Raw genomic sequence first — 19,157 nt, 5'->3', positions numbered from 1 at the left:
ATGAAGATCATCGCCTGCTACAGCAACAAGGGCGGGGTCGGGAAGACCGCGACCTCGGTGAACCTTGCCTATGCCTATGCGCAGGCGGGTCAGCAGGTGCTTTTATGCGATCTTGATCCGCAGGGGGCCTCGGGGTTTTATTTTCGGGTTAAACCTTCGAGAAAGCTGACAGACGCGCGTTTTTTTGAAGATGTTGAACGGTTTACCAAGGCCATTCGGGCCAGTGACTTCGAAGGTCTGGATGTGTTGCCCGCTAACCTGACATTCCGTGACTTCGACGTGTTCCTATCCCGGATGCGCAACAAGCGCTCGCGTTTGAAGAAGGCTCTGGTCGCGGCAGGCAGCGACTATGACGTGATTATTCTGGATTGCCCGCCGAACTTCTCGACCCTGTCAGAGAATATCTTCCGCGCTGCTGATGAGATTGTCGTGCCGGTGATCCCGACGACGCTGTCTGAACGTACCTTCGATCAACTGGTCGGCTTTTTCGACGAGCACAAGCTGCGGAAAAAGAAGCTGAGGGCGTTCTTCTCAATGGTGCAGAAGCGCAAGATTTTGCATCAGGACACCATGGAGAAGATGCGGGGGCTATACCGCAAACGGTTTCTGCAGACCTCGATTCCCTTTACCGCGGATATCGAGAAAATGGGCCAGCATCGCGCACCGGTCAGCACCTATGCTGCACGCAGTGCGGCCAGTGAAGCCTATCAGGCGCTCTATGATGAATTGGAAAACGGGGTGGTTGCATCCAAATGAGCATCGAAATCGAACGCAAATTCCTGGTCGCTGAACTGCCCGATTTGGCTGGAACCAAAAAGGCCGTGGTGCGGCAGGGTTATCTGACGGCCAGTGAGGACTCGGTTGAGATGCGGCTGCGGCAGAAGAATGACAGCTTTTTTCTGACCCTCAAAGGAGCGGGCGGACTGGTTCGGGTCGAGCGGGAGGCCGAGATTTCAGTCGATCAGTTCGAAACCTTCTGGCCCGAGACCGAGGGCCGGCGGGTTGAGAAGGTGCGATACACAGGTACGTTGCCGGATGGGCATGTGTTTGAATTGGATGTTTTCGAAGGCGATCTGGCGCCGCTGTGTTTGGTTGAGGTCGAATTCACCTCGGAGAAAGATGCGAAAGGCTACACGCCGCCCGCGTGGTTCGGTGCGGATGTGACCGAGGATAAGCGCTATAAAAACAAGAACATGGCGATCAACGGACGTCCGAGTTAGCGCGCCAGTTTCAGCGTAGTTTCGAGGCCGGGATCGCAGTTGCGCGCCTCGAACGCGCCGCCATGCATCCGTGAGATTGCAGCCACTAAGGCAAGGCCCAGCCCGGCATTGCGCTCAGTCCGCGCGGGGTCGAGCGTTACGAAAGGCTGTTGCAGGCGAGGCAGGTCCTGTTCCGGAACACCGGGCCCTTCATCGCGCACGCTGACGCGGGTGCAGGCGGTGTCCTCTGCAAGGGATACGGTGATGGTCGAATCCTCTGGCGCATAGCGCAACGCGTTGTCCAGAAGGTTGGACAAGGCTTGCGACAGAAGGGGGCGGTGACCTTGGATGGGGCTGGCCTTTCCTGTCACCTCAAGTCGGACATTCTGATCCGCCGCAACCGGCTCATAAAGGTCCACAACATCCGCAACTAGTTGGTGTAGATCAACATCCTCAAACTGTTCGCGCCCCAGCCCGGCCTCGGCGCGTGAGATTTCGGTCAGCTGCCCCAGCACGCGTAGCACGTGATCCACCTCGGTGGTGGCCCGTACGATGTCGATCTCTCGGTCCAGATCGCTTTTGTCCGGGTCGGACAGCGCTTCAACCCGTTGTTTCAACCGGGAAAGAGGGGATCGCAGGTCATGCGCGATCGAGTTCGAGGTCGTGCGCAGGTTGCTGATCAGCTCTTCAATCCGGTCGAGCATGGTGTTCAAGGTCCCGGCGACCTGATCGAATTCATCTCCGGTGCCGCGTATGGGCATCCGGCGGGACAGATCACCCGAGACAATGTTCTCCGCTGTGCTGGCAATGTCGGACAGTCGTGAAAACACCAGCCGGGTGAACAGCCATCCGGTCAACAGGCTGAGGAGCAGGGCAATCCCGAGCGCCAGCGCAACCGAGCGTAGCAAGACGCGGTCAAACTGCTGACGGGCAACAGCATCACGTCCAACGATAAGGCGCTCGCCACCGGGCAGGCGGATTGAGGCGGCCGAGACTGGCACCAGCTCATCATTGTCGGCCCGGCGGACCTCAAGATCGACCCAGCCACTGCCTGCTGTGATGTCCTCGGGCCAATGCTTGAGATTGCCCGCCAGCTTGTTGCCGAACCGGTCGGTCAAAAGATAAAGCGCGTCGCGCTCTGAGGCACTGGGCAGGCGGCGTTCGATGGCGGTGATAAGGCCAATGAGGCCGCGCCGCTCATATTCATCTGCAAGCCCAGTCAGCTCTGCCGAGACGACCGAACGTGTTTCGGATTCGATGCTGCGATTGGCCGTAACATAGACCAAAGCCAGCACCGTCGCCGTCAGAATGGTGCTGAGAACCATGCTGGCAACGACAAGTCTTGTTCTGGAATTATTTACCGAAAGCCGAAGGTTATCCATCAGACATCATGTAACCCGCGCCCCGGACGGTTTCAATTAGCGGTACATCTCCGCCTTCGTCCAGTTGCCGCCTCAGTTTCGAGATGTGGACGTCCACGACGTTTGTGTTCGGGTCGAAGTGATAGTCCCAAACGCCCTCTAGCAGCATGGTCCGTGACACAACGCGGTTCTTGCGGCGCAGGAAGAATTCAAGGATCTGGAATTCGCGCGGGGTCAGTGAGATCTCGTGCCCGTCACGTGTGACCTTGCGGGTCAGCAAATCCATCTCAAGGTCCTTGCAGGTCAGGGTCGGGGTTTCTTCTGCGTCCTGCGGGCGGCGCAGCAGCGCCTCGATCCGTGCATGAAGTTCCTGGAACGAGAAGGGTTTGACCAGATAATCATCCGCGCCCGACCGTAGCCCTTTGACACGTTCATCAACAGCGCTCATGGCGGTCAGCATCAGAACCGGCGTTTTCAGCCCGGCCGCGCGCATAGATTTGATCAGGGACAGGCCGTCCAATCCGGGCAGCATCCGATCCAGAACAATGGCGTCAAAACCTCCGTCAGTGGCGTGATACAGACCTTCGCGGCCATCTGCGGCAACCTCGACCACATAGCCTTCTTCGCTGAAACCCTTCGCGATGAAGTCCCGTGTATCTGCGTCATCTTCGACGATCAGCAGGCGTCTGCTCATGATGGAGGCTCCTTTCTATTCGAATTTAAACACAATTTTTGGCCAAAGCACATGGCCTTAGGAAAACACGAGCCGGGTGCGTCCTTGCGCACCCGGCACGCCCGGCGAATTGCGGACAAACCAATCCGCCAGGAGGCGCGCACCAGATCTCCCCATCATGTGGCGCGCGCGGGCCTGAGGTCAGGCGATTTCAACCGCCACGAAGATCTGGTTGCCACCGCGGTTGATCAGAACGAGGGCAGGGTCCGTCTTCTCGCTGTCCAAAGCCGCCTTGAGGGCATCTGGCGAAGCGGTTTCCTGGCTGCCCAGCTTGACGATCACATCGCCCCGCTGCAGTCCGGCCTTGGCGGCAGGGCTATCGGGCTTCAGATCGGTCACGACAACCCCATCGATCCCTTCGCCCACACCCATTTCAGCACGTGCGGCTTCGGTCAGAGGGGCAACGGTAACGCCGAGCGAAGTGCCCGATACCTCGGCTTCAACCGGCGCATCGGTCTGGGCAGACGCCGTCTGGTGTTGACCGATGGTCAGCTCCAGCTGCTGCTCGGTGCCATCCCGCAGGACAGTCAGAACGCTGTCGGTGCCTACTTTGGTGGTGCCCACAAGGAGAGGCAGGTCGCTGCTGTTGTCCACGGGTTCATTATTGAAGCTCAGGATCACATCGCCTTGCTGCAGTACACCATCTGCCGGGCTGTCAGTCACGACATCTGACACCAGCGCGCCGGTTGAAGCGTCGATGCCCAACGCAGCTGCCAATTCAGGGCTGACATTCTGGATCGAAACACCCAGCCATCCGCGGCTGATCTCTCCATCATCGCGCAGATCGGCCGTGATGTGATCCACGATGTTGGATGTAACGGCGAAACCCAACCCGACCGAACCGCCGCTTGGCGAGTAAATGGCTGAATTCACGCCGATAACCTCGCCCTCCATGTTGAACAGCGGGCCACCCGAATTGCCTTTGTTGATGGCGGCATCGGTTTGGATGAATTCGGCGTATGGTCCTTGCGAAATATTGCGCCCTTTGGCGGACACGATGCCGGTGGTGACGGTGGAACTCAGACCGAAGGGGTTACCGATGGCCACGACGTCTTCACCGACGCGGATCACGTCGCTGTCACCCAGAGTCACCGCTTGCAGCTCAGCCTCTGGCTCGATCTTCAGGACGGCGATATCGGTCAACGGGTCGGTTCCGACGACCTCGGCGTGATAAGTGCGGTCGTCGCTCAGACGGACGGTGATGGTTGATGCATTGTCGACCACGTGATGGTTGGTGACGATGTAACCCTCGGCATCCAGTACAAAACCGGAGCCCAGACCCTGGGACGGACCGCGCTGTGGCATGTCGAAGCCTTCGGGCGCTCCGAACCTTTTGAAGAACTCACCAAAGGGGTGGTTTTCCAGATCAAAGTCCTGACCCCGAGCAGGCGTCGCGACCGCGTCCTGTTCGGCAATAATGGTCACGACCGAAGGCGAGACCGTCTCGACCAGATCGGCCAGCGCTTCATCAGCCATCGAGGGCAGGGCCGTTGTGGCCAGAAGGGCTGCGCCCAAGGCACTGGCGCCAACCCAGCTGGATTTGCTCGGTAATAATAGTGAGGATTTACGGATGCTCATTTTTTGTCTCCTGTTCACGTCGCGCGAATTGAGGCGCGCGTTGAAACAGCAAATGAACCCTCAATCTGTGTCTTTCCTGACTGATGAATTAAGAAAACTTAATTTTGCCACAAAGTACATGTTCCGTGTCGGCGGAGCTCTGTTGGGATTCGCGGATTCAGGCCTGCTGACACACTGCGAATCGGAGGATTGTTGCTGAATCGGCTGTCAAACTTTGAATTTAGTTGAATTGAATATTGAACATGAACAAACGGTAGGTCGTTTGGTGGTGTTTTTGGATACTCTACTTAAAGTAGAAGTTGGCCGAAAAATATTCAGACGATGTAAACTATATTACTGCAATTACATAGTTATTTTTGAATAAGACCACGTTTAATGGGGCGGTTGTCGGAGCTTCAGCTAACGGAAATCCCCTTAGGGTTGATCTTGATGCGACGGGATGTTGCCCAAAAACCAAACTGAGACGTCCCTCGTTAACCGTTTCTTCCAATTTTACGTTGTTTCGAAGGATCGGATCAGCAAATATAAACATGCCCAAGTGAGGGGGAGCCAAAGGCACTAGGGGGTGCCCGTGGCTTGCTCAGTCTTAAAGCGCTGGTGGCATGTTAACGAGGGGGTCTTGTTTAGGTTTTAGCTGCTGTACGCCCGACCACCTGTATAGGTGATTTGGTTTAGCTTTATTGATTGCTGAAAGTGGTAGTCCTGTTTTGGGCACGCGACCCGGTCTTTAACGACCGGGTCGTGTTCATTTACGACCCTCGTTTTCTGAGCCAATCCGCCCATGCCTCGGGGGTGTCGAGGTCAAGTAGGGCATTTTCACCGGGAAGACGTGTCAGGTGAGCCTTATCTTTATGCGTGCGAATGACGGATTGGGCACCTTGATCTCCGGTCAGCTTCCGAAGCTCTGGAAAAAGCTGACGATCAAATATAACGGGATGGCCAGGCCTGCCAGCCGACGTGGCCCCGCGCCAGATCAGATTATCGGGATTGACGCGTCTGGCGGTCTTCACAGCTCTTAGATCGTTCGAGGTTAGCTCAGGTAAATCCGCCAGCAGAACCATGACAGCCGGCGCAGCGCCATCCACTTTGGCCAGCGCGCCGCGCAGGCTGGCGTTCACGCCTTCTGCCGCATCCGCAACTGGGACCTTCTGCACATCCAAACCACCCAGCGCGTCGTAACGCGCATTAGGGCGTGGAGGAAGCGCAACGATCACCGGTCCGACTTCCAAGGCTGTCATGGCAGATCGCCGCAAAAGGGGCATGTCGTCGACCGCTTGAAGCAGCTTATCTGCACCGCGCATGCGCCGCGATTGTCCTGCCGCAAGCAGTATGGTGGGTATTTCTGTCATAGGGGCAACATGCCGTCCACTTGCTGCGTTGTCAGCCCCTCATTCGGTCGCCCTCAGGATCAAACAGTGGGGTGGAGATCACCCGCGCGGTCCGCATCTGACCGAGGATTTCGATCTGAACCTCCAGCCCGTCTTTGATACGGTCCGTCGGAAGGAACCCCATCGCGACGGAGGTTTGGGCATAGTGGGAATAGCCGCCTGAGGTGCAAAAGCCAACTACTTCTCCGTCCAGCCAGATCGGCTCGTACGCGTTCACATCCGCATCTTCGGCCTCGACCTTGAAGGCGACCAGTTTGCGAGCCGTACCGCTGTACCGCTCTGCCTCGGCCGTTGCTCGGCCGATGAAGTCGGTGTTTTTGGAGAATGAAATGAACCGGTCCAGCCCCGTTTCTGCGGCTGTGTAGTCAGGAGAGAACTCACGCATCCATGAGCCAAAGAACTTGTCCAGACGCAGGGACATCATGGCCCGCATTCCGAAAGGCACCATCCCATGGGGCTGTCCTGCCTCCCACAAGGTCCACCAGAGCTGTCGTTGCGCCATCGGATCGCAATAGAACTCATAGCCCAGATCGCCGGTGTAACTGACCCGCTGTACGAGGCAATCCGTCATGCCGATCGTCATCGGGCGCACGTCTAGGAACCGGAGGGACGAGACATCCTCGCGCGTGCAGGCGGCCAGTACATCGGTCGCCTTAGGGCCCGCGATTTGGAAGCCATTCAGCTGGTCGCTTATATTGCTGATTGAGACGTTCTCGCCTGCGTTCTGCTGGAACCAACGCATGTGGTAAGCTTGGCTGCCGTATGAGGCGGTCAGGCGGAAGTCAGTCTCACTCAAGCAAGACACGGTAAAATCGCCGATCAATTTGCCTTTCGGGGACAGCATCGGGGTCAGGGAGACTCGGCCCGGTTGAGGGATGCGCCCCGCCATGATCCGATCCAGCCACGCGCGGGCATTCGGGCCCGAGATGCGGTACTTGCCGAAATTGTGGACCTCGTTGATCCCCACGCCTTCGCGGACAGCGCGGACCTCGCGCCCGGTTGCGTCAAACGCGTCCGAGCGCCGGAACGAGGGCGTCTCATAACCCGGCTCGTCGCCTTGTGCGAAGTAGTTCGGCACCTCCAGCCCATATTGCTGACCCCAGACCGCGCCGAGATCGCTGAAAATGTCATACATCGGCGTGGTGCGATTGGGGCGCGCGGCGGGCAGTTCCTCGTTCGGGTATGCCACGCTGAACCGTTTCTGATAGTTTTCGATGACCTTCGGGCGGGTGTAGCCGGGGCTGATCCAGTCGCCGAACCGGGCCACGTCCATGGCGAACACATCGCGCTCCGGTTCGCCTTCGATCATCCACTGCGCAAGCGTCAGACCAACGCCACCGCCCTGGCTGAACCCGGCCATGACACCGCAAGCAGACCAATAGTTGCGCATCCCGGGCACCGGACCGACCAGAGGATTGCCATCGGGCGCAAAGGTGAACGGGCCGTGGATCACCGATTTCACCCCGGCCTCGGCCAGAACCGGGAAGCGGCGATAGGCGAACTCGATACTGTCGGTGATCTTGTCATAGTCGTCGGGCAGCAGTTCATGCCCGAACTCCCATGGCGTTCCGTCGACGGCCCAAGGCTTGCAGGGTTGTTCGTAGAACCCGACGCACAACCCGCGTCCTTCCTGCCGCAGATAGCTCTCACCAGCAGGGTCCATCACATGCGGATGCTCTCCACCCGCGTCGATGATGGCCTCGATCTGAGGGATCGAGTCGGTGACCAGATATTGATGTTCCATCGGATGTAGCGGGAAATAGACACCCGCCATCGCCCCGACCTCACGCGCCCAGAGACCACCCGCGTTGACGATATGTTCGGCGTGAATCGTGCCCTTGTCGGTGACCACATCCCAGGTGCCATCCGCGCGTTGGTTGGTTTCGCGCACCATACAATGCGTCTCGATCGTGGCCCCACCCATCCGCGCAGCCTTGGCATAGGCATGGGTAGTGCCCGATGGGTCCAGGTGCCCGTCCAGCGGATCATAGAGCGCGCCGATAATGCCGTCGGTATTGGTGATTGGCGCGATTTTCTTGATCTCATCCGGGCCGACGATTTCGGTTTCGAGCCCCATGAACCGATGCTTGGCGCGTTCGGCCAGCAGCATGTCGAACCGATCCTGGTTGTCGGCCAGCGTCACCCCGCCTACATGGTGCAAGCCGCAGGACATGCCGGTGATCTCTTCCAGTTCCTTATAGAGGCGGATCGTGTAGCCCTGCAGCGCCGCCATGTTGGTGTCGCCGTTCAGCGTGTGAAACCCACCCGCCGCGTGCCAGGTCGAGCCTGAGGTCAGCTCGGACCGTTCTAGCAGCATCACATCGGACCACCCCAGTTTGGTCAGGTGATACAGAACCGAGCAGCCAACAACGCCGCCCCCAATGACTGCCACGCGGGTTTGCAGTTTCATGAAAGACTCCCAGATTTTCTGGAAGTCTGACCGGAGGCTCCGGGGGTGCAAGTGTAAAAACGACAAAAAATGTCGCGCACGTCGTCCCGCGCTTAGAGAGGTCTGATCTTCAGCTCCGTCACCCGGTTGCCCTCGCGCGCGGTAACCTCGAACCGGAACCCGTGGAAGGAAAACACCTGACCGACCACAGGGATCATCTGCGCCTCATGTATAACAAGGCCAGCGACGGTGTTCGCCTCTTCATCCGGCAGGGACCAGTCTAGGGCACGGTTGACGTCGCGGATGGTCATGGCCCCTTCGACCAGAAACTGGCCGTCCTCGGTGCGGGTGACGGGAACCTCTTCCTCGATGTCGAACTCGTCGGCGATTTCACCAACGATTTCTTCCAGAATGTCTTCGAGAGTGATCAGGCCGCGCAGCGATCCGTATTCGTCGACCACTAGAGCAAAGTGGCTGCGAATGCGCAGGAACTCTCGCATCTGGTCGTCCAGAGTGGTGGTTTCCGGCACGAAATAGGGATCGTTGGCGACTTTGGTGATGTCGAACCCTGCCAAACGGTCCGAGTTGCTTTCGGATCCGCCGACTTGCGCGTACATCGCGCGGAACAGGTCTTTGGCATGTACCACACCAATGATGTTCTCGGGCTCGTCACGGAAGACGGGCAGGCGAGTGTGGCGGCTTTGCAGGCATTGTTCCAGAATGGCATCCGGCTCTGCATCGGCGTCGATCATCTCGATGTTCGAGCGGTGGAGCATGATCTCCTCAACAGCGCGATCCCCCAGATCCAATGCGCCTAGAATGCGGTCACGGTCTTCTTTCTCGACCACGCCTTCCGAATGGCCCAGCTGCAGCGCGCCTGCGATTTCCTCGCGCACAGCGAGGATATTGCTATCGGGGTCGATCTGGACACCGAAAATGCGCAAGACGCCGCGCACCAACAGGCGTACCGCAGCCACGATGGGCGAGAACACGGTGACGACGACGCTGATGATCGGCGCCACGGCAGAGGCGGCTTTTTCCGAATTGGTGATGGCATAGGTCTTGGGCAGGACCTCGGCAAAGATCAGAACCAGCAGGGTCATGACCAGCGTCGCAAGTGCCACGCCGCTTTCACCGAACAGTCGGGTGAACAGGGCCGTTGCCAACGAGGCTGCAAGGATGTTGACAAGGTTGTTGCCCAGCAGGACTGAGCCGATCAGCCTCTCATTATCATCGGTGATATCGAGCGCCTTTTGCGCCCCGCGAGAGCCTTTGTCGGCCTGTGCCCTCAGTTTCCCTCGGGACGATGCGGTCAGCGCTGTTTCTGAGCCTGAGAAAAAGCCCGAAAGGACAAGCAAAAGCAGGATAGCGCCAGTGGTAAACCAGAATGCGCCGTCGATCAGAGAGGATGTGGGTTCCATCGGTCCTTGGTTGTTCGTGTTTCTGCACCCGTTATGGGGATGCGGACCCTTGCAATCAAGGGGTTAGCCCTTGCTACCCTTGTCTTTCGCCAGCGGGTGATGTTCCAGCACCAGTTCTGACAGCCGTTCATCCAGCACATGGGTGTAGATCTCGGTCGTCGCGATGTCTGCGTGACCCAGTAGGGTCTGGATTGAGCGCAGGTCGGCCCCGTTTGCCAACAGATGGGTGGCGAAGGCATGGCGCAACGTATGCGGTGTGACCTTTTCGGGCGAGACACCGCTCTGAACCGCCAGTTCTTTGACCAGAAGAAAGAACCTGTGCCGGGTCAGGTGCCCGGATTTGCCACGCGACGGGAACAGGAACTTTGAGCGGGTGCCGCTTTTTTCAACAGTCTTATCCTCGGCCTTGTCTCGTTCCTCAAGCCAAACGGCCAGCGCATCGCGGGCCGGAGGAGACAAGGGGACCATTCGTTCCTTGCCGCCCTTACCCAGTACCAGCAACATGCGGGGATCGCCGCGCGCGGATGAGACGGGCAGGGAGACAAGTTCCGTCACCCGCATACCGGTCGCGTAGAGAAGCTCCATCAGGCAGGTGTTGCGGATACGGTCGGCCGGGCTGCGCCCAGTCTGGCGAGCGGCCTCGAGCAGACGGTCGACCTCGGGGACGTCCAGCGTTTTGGGCAGTTGCTTCTTGCGCCCCGGGCCTTTGATCTGAATGGCCGGGTTGGCCTCGCGCCAGCCTTCTTCGAACGCAAACCGGTAGAGTTGTTTGATCGCCGACAACCGCCGGGCGCGGGTCGCGCGGGACAGGCCCTGCGCATCGCAGTCAATCAGATAGGCCTCGATCCGATCCCGATCCGCTTGCTCGAAACTGGTTTTTCGATGCTCTAGCCACGTGGCGAAATCCTTCAGGTCGCGACCATAGGCCAGGAGAGTGTTAGTGGCCGCGCCCAATTCGGCGGCCTGCGCCTGCAGAAAGGTCGAAATCCACAGCTCATCTGATGCCGGGCCGCTCATCATCCGCGCTCGTTCAGGATCAGCAAGTTCAGTGCAGCGCGGCGGGCGGTTTCCTCCAGCCCGACACGGCGGAAGGCGGCGATGGCGGCGGTCATGTCCACCAGATTGCCGCGGGCACCGTGGGCAAACAGCTGCATTGCTTCCAAAATCGCCTCACCGAGTTGGCCATTGTCCAGCAGGGCCTCGATGTCCGACGGCACCGGCGCGGCCCAGGCGAACCCTTGCGCGACCGCATCAGCCAAGGGCGACGGCGAAACAGCGCGGCCCGGATCACCCTGCGCCAAAGCTGCCAGGAACTGCGTCTCAACCGCTGTGTCCGGCGCTTGCATCGCGGCGCGTTCATAGAAGTCCGAGAGCATCAGGATACGCCAGCGCAGGGCTTCCATTTCGGCCCCCTGCAATTCGACCCCATAGAGGCGTTCGGCGAAGAGATCGGCAAAGGGCACTTCAAGCCCGACGCTGCGCATCTGTTTCCAGACAAGGGGGAGGGTCTTGCTGATCGCCTCGACATTGCCGGTTTCAAGGGCGGTCTCGAACTGCTGCACAGCGGCCACCCGATCCCAAACGGCACCCGAAGCTGCCGGAGAACGTTCGGTGTAAAGACCAAGCAACTGGTTCGGGGTCAGCGCGCCAATGCGGGTCAGGCGTTCAGCGGCTTCGATCTGCGCCTTCCAGCCTGCCACATCGCGCAGGTCGGCATTGGCGAAGGCCCGCGGCAGAGGGGCTGAGGGCAAACGCTCCCCAATGGCCTCAAACAACCTGAAGCTCAGCGGATCGGGGTCCTCGGGTTGGGGCAGGTAAGGCGCGTCCTCAAAAATGTCGGGGTTGAGGAAACGGTCGAGGAGGTCCAGTTCCTCGGGCGGCAACAGCTCTAGCGCGTGGGCGGCCTCAAGCGTCAAAGCGGCAGAGGGCCAATCTCCCCGGCGGGCCTTGCAGAAGATCTGGGCCGCATAGTCCTTGGATAGGTTGGGCTGGGCAATCAGCGCCGTGCAGCTGCGATCTTCGTCTCCGGTCAGAAGCGTCGCGTCAAACCATCGCTCGAACCGGGCCTGCGTGTCCGTAGGACCGGCGAGTTGCACCAGCGACTGCGCCGGGTCCGCCGCACCCAGCTGCATCAGCCGGTCCAGACGCGCCAGCAAAAGCGTCTCTTCCCCAGACGTACCGCCGGGCGCGCGGGCCTCGGACAGCAGAAGGGTGAATAGCAACCGCTGCATCGCGGGGTTGTGCTTGACCGGGATGCGGGCGATCAGTTCAGAAATCCGCTCGGGGTCACTGCCATGCCAGAGGTCGACGGGTAGCCCGGTTACACTCGACGATACCAAACCAATCGGCTGCGACAGCGCGTCCAGAGGCGTGACCTCAACCTCGGGCTGGCCTCCGTTCTGCGCGACCGGAGGTTCCAGCAGCACAGTTCCCGGCAGGTTCTCGGGCGGGTCGTTCAGCCAATCAATCGCAGTCAGCGGCTGCTGCGCCTGCGCTGCTCCGGCCAGAGACAGCGCAACCAACACGTGCTTAATCGACATCCAACGTGACCGGTTCACGGATTTCGCTTTGCGGGGCCGAGAAATTGGCACCGAAATAAGGACCCACATAGGCGTAGGCCACCAGCCCGATGAAGGCCAGGCAAACAATATATATCAGGAACTTGATCAGACGGCCCATGGCGCCACGCTGCCTCAATTTTTGGTTTTGACCAAGTTATAACTGGCATTTTTCTTAAGATCACGTCATTCACGGTTAAATGAGCGAAATTAAGCATAACACACACGCGGCAGGCACACAGGGCGGGTTTGATCTGCACAAAACCGTTGTTCTTGTGGGCATGATGGGGGCCGGAAAGACCGCTGTGGGCCGCGCACTAGCGGCGCGGCTGGGTGTTCCTTTCCTCGATAGCGACGCCGAGATCGAATCAGCCGCCAATATGACCATCCCCGAGATTTTCCAGCGCGACGGAGAGCCGTTTTTCCGCGCCAAGGAAACCCAGGTTATCGGTCGCTTGCTGGATGAGCAGAAAAGTATTCTTTCGACGGGTGGCGGCGCGTTTCTGTCCGAGGGCAACCGCGACATGATCACCGAACGGGGTGCCTCGGTCTGGTTGCGGGCGGATCTTGACGTGTTGTGGAACCGGGTACGTCACAAGGATACCCGACCGTTGCTGAGGACGGACGATCCCTATGCGACGTTGAAGGCGCTGTACGAGGCGCGTGTCCCGGTCTATGCCGAGGCCGATCTGACGGTGGCCTCGGATGGGGAGACCTCGATCGACAATATGGTGGACCGCGTGGTCGACGCCCTGTTGGCGCGACCTGATGTTTTGGAACGAAATTAGATGCATCAAACCGTACATGTGGAATTGGGCGAACGCTCGTATGATGTCGAGATTGGCCCGGACCTGCTGGCGCAATCCGGCGCGTGGATCGCGCCTTTACTGCACCGTCCGAAAGTTGCCGTTCTGACCGATGAAAACGTCGCCGCCCTTCATCTGGAGGCCCTGCGCGACGGTTTGGCGGCTTCGGGGATTGAGATGTCCTCACTGGCTTTGCCCGCAGGTGAGGCGACCAAAAGCTGGCCGCATTTTGAACGCGCGGTTGAATGGCTTCTGGCCGAAAAGGTCGAACGGCGGGACATCGTCATCGCCCTTGGTGGAGGAGTGATCGGGGACCTCGCAGGTTTCGCTGCCGCTGTGCTGCGCCGTGGCGTGCGTTTCGTTCAAATCCCGACCTCGTTGCTGGCGCAGGTCGACAGTTCGGTCGGAGGTAAAACCGGGATCAACGCGCCGCAGGGCAAGAACCTGATCGGAGCGTTTCATCAACCCTCCTTGGTGTTGGCTGACACCTCGGTTCTGGGCACGATGACCCAGCGTGATTTCCTGTCTGGCTATGGAGAGGTGGTCAAATACGGCCTGCTGGGCGACGCTGATTTCTTCGAATGGCTTGAAGGGAATGGCACCGATGTCTCCTCAGGCGATATGGCCGCGCGGGTGCGTGCCGTGACACGCTCGGTTCAGATGAAAGCTGACATTGTCGCACGCGACGAGACCGAGCAGGGCGATCGCGCGCTTCTGAATCTCGGGCACACGTTCTGCCACGCGTTGGAGGCCGCGACGGGGTATTCCGACCGGCTGCTGCATGGCGAAGGCGTTGCCATCGGCTGCGCGCTGGCCTTTGAATTGTCGGCACGACTGGGCCTGTGTTCGCAGGAAGACCCAAGCCGAGTGCGGGCGCATCTGAAGGCTATGGGGATGAAAACCGATCTGGCTGATATTCCAGGTGATCTTCCCGGGGCCGAGGCCCTGGTGGACCTGATGGCGCAGGACAAAAAGGTGATCGACGGTCAGTTGCGTTTCATTTTGGCGCGAGGGATCGGTCAGGCCTTTGTCACCTCGGATGTCCCGCGTGAGGCAGTCCTGTCGGTGCTAGAGGATGCGTTGGCGTCCGTCTGACGAGACGGTCAGCGCCCTCGGATAACCATCAACTCACCGATGTTTTCACGGGTGATATAGCCGATCATAAGCCCGGTGCGATTGATCACGGCGACCGCCGGCGCGCCTTTGTGCAACCCGTCCAGAACCTTTGCCAATCCAGCGGTCAAGCCGACCTGCGGGATGTTACGCTCCATGATCGAAACGGCGGGGTCAGAGCGTGGGTGGTCGCCCGCCAGCGCCTTGAACAAGTGATCTCGGGTTACGAAGCCCTGCAGGTGGCCTTTGTCGTCCAGAACCGGAAACTCATGTTGCGTTGTATGGATCACGGCCTGTGCGGCTGTATTCAATGTGTCCTGAGGCGACAGCGCGTGGAATTCTGTTATCATCGCATCACGCGCCAAAACATGCCGCGTGGCCGAGCGCAGCGCCACATCCTGACTTTCCGCATTGGCCGCGAAGAACACAAAAACCGCAATCACGACGAGGATCGGATTACCTGAGCTGAGCCCGTAAAACCCGAGCCCAACGGCAAGCATCTGACCGCTTAGCGCTGCGACGCGCGTGGCTGTGACGCGGTCCAGACGAAGGCAGAGGAGCGCCCGGAAAACGCGACCTCCATCCATTGGGAAGGCAGGTATCATGTTGAACGCGGCAAGCAGAAGATTGATGTAGGCGAGACGGTCCAGCATCCCGACATTTGCGGATTCTATCTGGCTGATCGTCTCAAAGGGTATCCCGGCGCCAAACCCCATCAGAACCAACCAGATCGCGACATTCACAGCCGGACCGGCGAGGGCCACCCAGACCTCTTGCATCGGTTTTTCTGGCATACGCTCCAACCGGGCCAGACCGCCGATGGGCAACAGGGTGATGTCAGGGGTTTTGATGCCAAAGCGGCGCGCCATCAGGGCGTGGCCAAACTCATGCGCCACGACGCAGGCAAACAGGGCCAACACGAAGATCAGGTTTTCGATCGCGGCCGGCCAACCTCCGCTGGAATAGGCCGCGAATCCGACCCAGGCCAACAACAGGAAAAAGGTGACATGGACCCTCAGTTCGGACCCGAGAAGTCGGCCGAGAGCGAAGGACCATGCCATGTTGTGTCTCCGTTTCGTTTAGAACGGAATCTCGTCGTCGTCGATTCCGCCGGATGCAGGGGCAGGAGAGCTGGACGGTGCGCCATAAGGATCGCCATAGCCGCCACCGACCTGACCACCGCTATAGCCGCCCGACTGACCGCCACCATAGCCGCCGCCACTGCCTTCGCCGCGGCTGTCCAGCATCGTCAGTTCGCTGCGATAGGGACGCAGGGCAACTTCGGTTGTGTATCGATCCTGGCCCGACTGATCCTGCCACTTGCGGGTTTCAAGCTGGCCTTCGATGTAAACCTTGCTGCCTTTGCGCAGGTATTGTTCTGCCACCCGAACCAGCGGTTCAGAAAAGATGGCGACCTGATGCCATTGCGTGCGGTCCCGGCGTTCACCGGTGTTGCGATCTTTCCACGTCTCGGATGTTGCAACGCGCAGGTTGCACACTTTCCCGCCATTCTGGAACGACCGCACCTCAGGGTCGGCACCAAGATTGCCGATCAGAATGACCTTGTTAACTGAACCCGCCATGTAGTTCCCCGCTTTGTTCTCACTTGAATGCGCCGAATCTGGCGCTGAATATGCCAGAGACCCTATACGGCCTGCATCAGGGTTGAAACACAGTTGATGACACAGTGTCAGACAAGAATCTGGCTGCCCTGTTCTGCACGCTTTTAATTCGGCCGGCAGGATCATATACTCCGCTTGTTTTTGGATCGGGCAGGATAGGCATTCATGCGGTCTTTGGTTTTAGGTTTTGTCGGTGTGTTTCTGCTGCTGACCTCGGTCCCGGTGCAGGCCGAGACACTTTCTACCAAGAACAGAAAAGACCTATTCCTGAAGCAATCCAAAGTGTTGGACTCGCGCGCGGCTACGCAATATCGCGGGTCCGAGCGGTTGAAACCGAAGGTGGCGCAGGAGCGTTTCGACAAACGATATACAGGAAAGTATCGTGGAGAATACCTGAAGCTTGCCCGACAAGCCGCCCGCCAGCACAACATCCCAGAGGAGCTGTTTTTGCGTCTGGTGCAGCAGGAAAGCGGCTGGAACCCCACAGCGAAATCTCACAAAGGGGCCCTTGGTTTGGCGCAGTTGATGCCGCAGACGGCTCAGCTGTTGGGCGTCAACCCACATGACCCCAAGCAGAATCTAGAAGGCGGCGCGCGGTATCTGTCATGGCAATACCGCAAGTTCAAATCGTGGCCCTTGGCGCTTGCAGCATATAATGCGGGCCCTAAGGCCGTTGAGAAACACGGCGGCATTCCGCCTTATGCAGAAACCCAGAATTACGTGAAGGTGATCTGGGGCGGCTAAGGCGCAGAACAGCGCAATTTGACCGTAGTATTCAACGAAAAAGGCCGGTCAGGGACCGGCCTTTCAAGTTCGCACAAGCGCCTATTCAGCGGCGATTTTGATCACAGGTTCCATTCGGGCCAGAACATCTTCGGCCAGATGGCATTTGACCTGATGACCATCGGCCAGAGTTTTCACAGGCGGAACATCAGATTCACAACGCCCGTCCGGCACCTCGGATTTCCAACGGCAACGCGTCTGGAACGGGCAACCAGGCGGTGGGTTCATAGCCGACGGAATATCGCCCTCCAGCACGATATGCTGTTTTTCGATCGAGGTATCGGCAATCGGAACCGCGCTCAGCAGTGCTTCGGTGTAGGGATGATACGGAGGCGAAAAGACCTGATCGGTTGTGCCCAGCTCGACCACGTGGCCGAGATACATCACCATCACACGGTCGCTGAGATAGCGCACGATCGACAGGTCATGGCTGATGAACAGCAAGGTTGTCTTGTGTTCGCGCTGGATCTCCATCAGCAGATCGGTCACGGCCGCCTGCACCGAAACATCCAAGGCCGAGACCGGCTCATCCGCCACCACGATCCGTGCATCACCCGCGAAGGCGCGCGCGATACCGACACGCTGCTTCTGGCCACCGGAGAGCTGTCGCGGCATCCGGTCCGCGAAGGCGCGTGGCAGTTTCACCAAATCCAGCAGTTCCAGCATGCGCTTTTTGCGCTCGGCCTCGGAATTGCCGACCCCAAATATTTCGAGCGCCCGGATGATCTGACGTCCGACGGTCATTGAAGGGTTCAGAGTGTCAAACGGGTTCTGGAACACCATCTGAACTTCACCCACTGTCTTGGCGTCGCGTTCCTCGATCGGAACGGCCTCGATATTGCGGTTGTCCAACAGGATTTGCCCGTCGGTCGCCGTTTCCAGACCCATCAGAACCTTGGCGAAAGTGGATTTACCGCAACCGGATTCGCCCACGATGGCTAGGGTCTCGGATTCGTGCGCCTCAAAACTCAGGGTTTCGTTGGCTTTGACCACTTTGGTCGTACCGCCTCCGAACAGGGCGTTTGCTGCCACCTCATAGTATTTCTTGAGGTTGTCCATCTTCAGGACAGTCCGTCCGATCTCGCCCTTTTCCTTTTGCTCACCGACTGTGATCGGCGCGTTCCAGTCGATCTCCTGGAACTTCAGGCAGCGCGTATGGTGCCGATCATTGCCCGGCACCGCTTCCATGAGGATGTTCTGAGCGTCGCAGCGACCTTCTTCGAAATAGTCGCAGCGCGGGCCGAAATTACACCCCGGCGGACGTTCATGCGGCAGAGGGAAATTCCCCGGAATAGCCACCAGCGGGCGCGCGTTCTTGTCGGCACCGGGCAGGGGGATCGACCGGAATAGCGCCTGCGTATAGGGGTGCTGCATCTCGTCGAACACATCCTTGATCGAGCCACGCTCGACCGCTTCGCCAGAATACATCACGCACAGTCGGTCGCAGGTCTCCAGAACCAACCCAAGATTGTGCGAGATGAACAGCATTGAGGTGCCGTATTTCTTACCCAGATCCTTGACCAGTTCGACCACGGCGGCCTCAACGGTCACGTCCAGAGCCGTGGTGGGTTCGTCCAAAATCAACAGGGCGGGTTTCGACATCAACGCCATCGCAATGACGATCCGCTGCTGCTGACCGCCCGACAACTGGTGCGGGAAGGAGTTCAGCATCCGCTCAGGGTCTGGCAGGCGTACATCCGTGACGACCTCCAATGCACGCGCATAAGCCTCTTCCTGACCGACGCCCTCATGGATCATCGGCACTTCCATCAACTGCTTGCCGATCTTCATCGCCGGGTTCAGGGAGGCCATCGGCTCCTGATAGATCATTGCGATTTCATTGCCACGAATGTCGCGCAGTTCCTCGGTGGTCATCTCACCCAGATCGCGCCCCTTGAACTTGATCGAGCCGCCAACGATGCGCCCGTTCTTGCCCAGATCCTGCATGACACCCAGCGCCACCGTAGACTTGCCGCAGCCGGATTCACCCACCAGCCCGACAGCCTCACCCGGCTGCACACTGACCGAGAAATCCATCACGGCGGGAATTTCCCTCAGCCGGGTGAAAAACGAAATCGAAAGCTTGTCGATCTCAAGAATAGGCCCGTCATAGTCCGCCAGTTTGTTCATCTTGTTACTCCTCGCGAGAGTCCGGGGGATCCCCTTCATCTGGCTAAAAATACCTCGGGGGTCCGGGGGCAGAGCC

17 protein-coding genes are annotated in these 19,157 nt (G+C 59.0%); 5 read left to right on the top strand and 12 right to left on the bottom strand.

The features are described from left to right. Both ACXAH8_RS08775 and ACXAH8_RS08770 read left to right on the top strand, forming a co-directional pair. Entirely contained in the window at positions 1-756 is a 756-nt protein-coding gene (locus ACXAH8_RS08775; RefSeq protein ID WP_475217678.1) for a ParA family protein, read from the top strand. Then, positions 753-1,220, top strand: a complete 468-nt coding sequence (locus ACXAH8_RS08770; protein WP_475217676.1) for a CYTH domain-containing protein — start codon at positions 753-755, stop codon at positions 1,218-1,220. The genes ACXAH8_RS08775 and ACXAH8_RS08770 overlap by 4 nt, the downstream gene beginning before the upstream one ends. Here ACXAH8_RS08770 and ACXAH8_RS08765 read toward each other — a convergent pair. From ACXAH8_RS08765 to ACXAH8_RS08725, 9 genes are all read right to left on the bottom strand, one after another. Then, complete coding sequence (locus ACXAH8_RS08765) at positions 1,217-2,581, bottom strand: sensor histidine kinase (protein WP_475217674.1); 1,365 nt, start codon at positions 2,579-2,581, stop codon at positions 1,217-1,219. The genes ACXAH8_RS08770 and ACXAH8_RS08765 overlap by 4 nt on opposite strands. Further along, on the bottom strand, positions 2,574-3,254 hold the full coding sequence (locus tag ACXAH8_RS08760) for a response regulator transcription factor (protein ID WP_170376721.1): 681 nt from the start codon (positions 3,252-3,254) through the stop codon (positions 2,574-2,576). The genes ACXAH8_RS08765 and ACXAH8_RS08760 overlap by 8 nt, the downstream gene beginning before the upstream one ends. 180 nt (positions 3,255-3,434) lie before the next feature. After that, entirely contained in the window at positions 3,435-4,871 is a 1,437-nt protein-coding gene (locus ACXAH8_RS08755; protein WP_475217673.1) for a DegQ family serine endoprotease, read from the bottom strand. 749 nt (positions 4,872-5,620) lie between these two features. Beyond that, positions 5,621-6,220, bottom strand: a complete 600-nt coding sequence (locus ACXAH8_RS08750; RefSeq protein WP_475217671.1) for a nucleotidyltransferase family protein — start codon at positions 6,218-6,220, stop codon at positions 5,621-5,623. Between the two features lie 31 nt (positions 6,221-6,251). Beyond that, complete coding sequence (locus ACXAH8_RS08745) at positions 6,252-8,669, bottom strand: GcvT family protein (protein WP_475217670.1); 2,418 nt, start codon at positions 8,667-8,669, stop codon at positions 6,252-6,254. Between the two features lie 92 nt (positions 8,670-8,761). After that, positions 8,762-10,069 (bottom strand): HlyC/CorC family transporter, encoded by a 1,308-nt coding sequence (locus tag ACXAH8_RS08740; RefSeq protein ID WP_170376728.1) that lies wholly within the window; start codon positions 10,067-10,069, stop codon positions 8,762-8,764. Positions 10,070-10,132: 63 nt separating this feature from the next. After that, positions 10,133-11,086, bottom strand: a complete 954-nt coding sequence (locus tag ACXAH8_RS08735) for a tyrosine recombinase (RefSeq protein ID WP_475217668.1) — start codon at positions 11,084-11,086, stop codon at positions 10,133-10,135. After that, positions 11,086-12,609, bottom strand: a complete 1,524-nt coding sequence (locus ACXAH8_RS08730; RefSeq protein ID WP_475217667.1) for a hypothetical protein — start codon at positions 12,607-12,609, stop codon at positions 11,086-11,088. Before ACXAH8_RS08730 ends, ACXAH8_RS08735 begins: the two co-directional genes overlap by 1 nt. Continuing rightward, on the bottom strand, positions 12,599-12,748 hold the full coding sequence (locus tag ACXAH8_RS08725; protein WP_475217665.1) for a hypothetical protein: 150 nt from the start codon (positions 12,746-12,748) through the stop codon (positions 12,599-12,601). The genes ACXAH8_RS08730 and ACXAH8_RS08725 overlap by 11 nt, the downstream gene beginning before the upstream one ends. Positions 12,749-12,827: 79 nt before the next feature. On the opposite strand from ACXAH8_RS08725, the gene ACXAH8_RS08720 reads away from it, so the two are divergent. Together ACXAH8_RS08720 and aroB are read left to right on the top strand one after the other, a co-directional pair. Further along, the gene (locus ACXAH8_RS08720) at positions 12,828-13,415 is read left to right on the top strand and encodes a shikimate kinase (protein ID WP_475217663.1); all 588 of its coding nucleotides are present in this window, start codon (positions 12,828-12,830) and stop codon (positions 13,413-13,415) included. Then, a complete protein-coding gene (gene aroB / locus ACXAH8_RS08715) occupies positions 13,416-14,528 on the top strand; it encodes a 3-dehydroquinate synthase (RefSeq protein ID WP_475217661.1) in 1,113 nt (370 codons plus the stop codon). It abuts the gene before it with no gap. 8 nt (positions 14,529-14,536) lie between these two features. On the opposite strand, the gene ACXAH8_RS08710 is transcribed toward aroB, so the two are convergent. Both ACXAH8_RS08710 and ssb read right to left on the bottom strand, forming a co-directional pair. Then, positions 14,537-15,607: a site-2 protease family protein gene (locus ACXAH8_RS08710; RefSeq protein WP_475217659.1), complete on the bottom strand. Its 1,071-nt coding sequence runs from the start codon at positions 15,605-15,607 to the stop codon at positions 14,537-14,539. Between the two features lie 18 nt (positions 15,608-15,625). After that, on the bottom strand, positions 15,626-16,129 hold the full coding sequence (gene ssb / locus ACXAH8_RS08705; RefSeq protein ID WP_475217657.1) for a single-stranded DNA-binding protein: 504 nt from the start codon (positions 16,127-16,129) through the stop codon (positions 15,626-15,628). A 204-nt stretch (positions 16,130-16,333) separates the two neighbouring features. Between ssb and ACXAH8_RS08700 the strand changes: the two genes are divergently transcribed. Continuing rightward, positions 16,334-16,912 carry a lytic transglycosylase domain-containing protein gene (locus ACXAH8_RS08700; protein WP_170718117.1) on the top strand — a complete coding sequence of 193 codons (579 nt, stop codon included), beginning with the start codon at positions 16,334-16,336 and terminating at the stop codon, positions 16,910-16,912. 81 nt (positions 16,913-16,993) lie between these two features. Here ACXAH8_RS08700 and ACXAH8_RS08695 read toward each other — a convergent pair whose 3' ends face one another. Next, on the bottom strand, positions 16,994-19,081 hold the full coding sequence (locus ACXAH8_RS08695) for a dipeptide ABC transporter ATP-binding protein (RefSeq protein ID WP_209250628.1): 2,088 nt from the start codon (positions 19,079-19,081) through the stop codon (positions 16,994-16,996). Between the last annotated feature and the right edge of the window lie 76 nt (positions 19,082-19,157).

The organism is Ruegeria sp. ABV3_008 (assembly GCF_056161185.1).
Note: the sequence above shows the minus strand (reverse complement) of the source record. Positions and strands in the feature narration are given on the sequence as shown.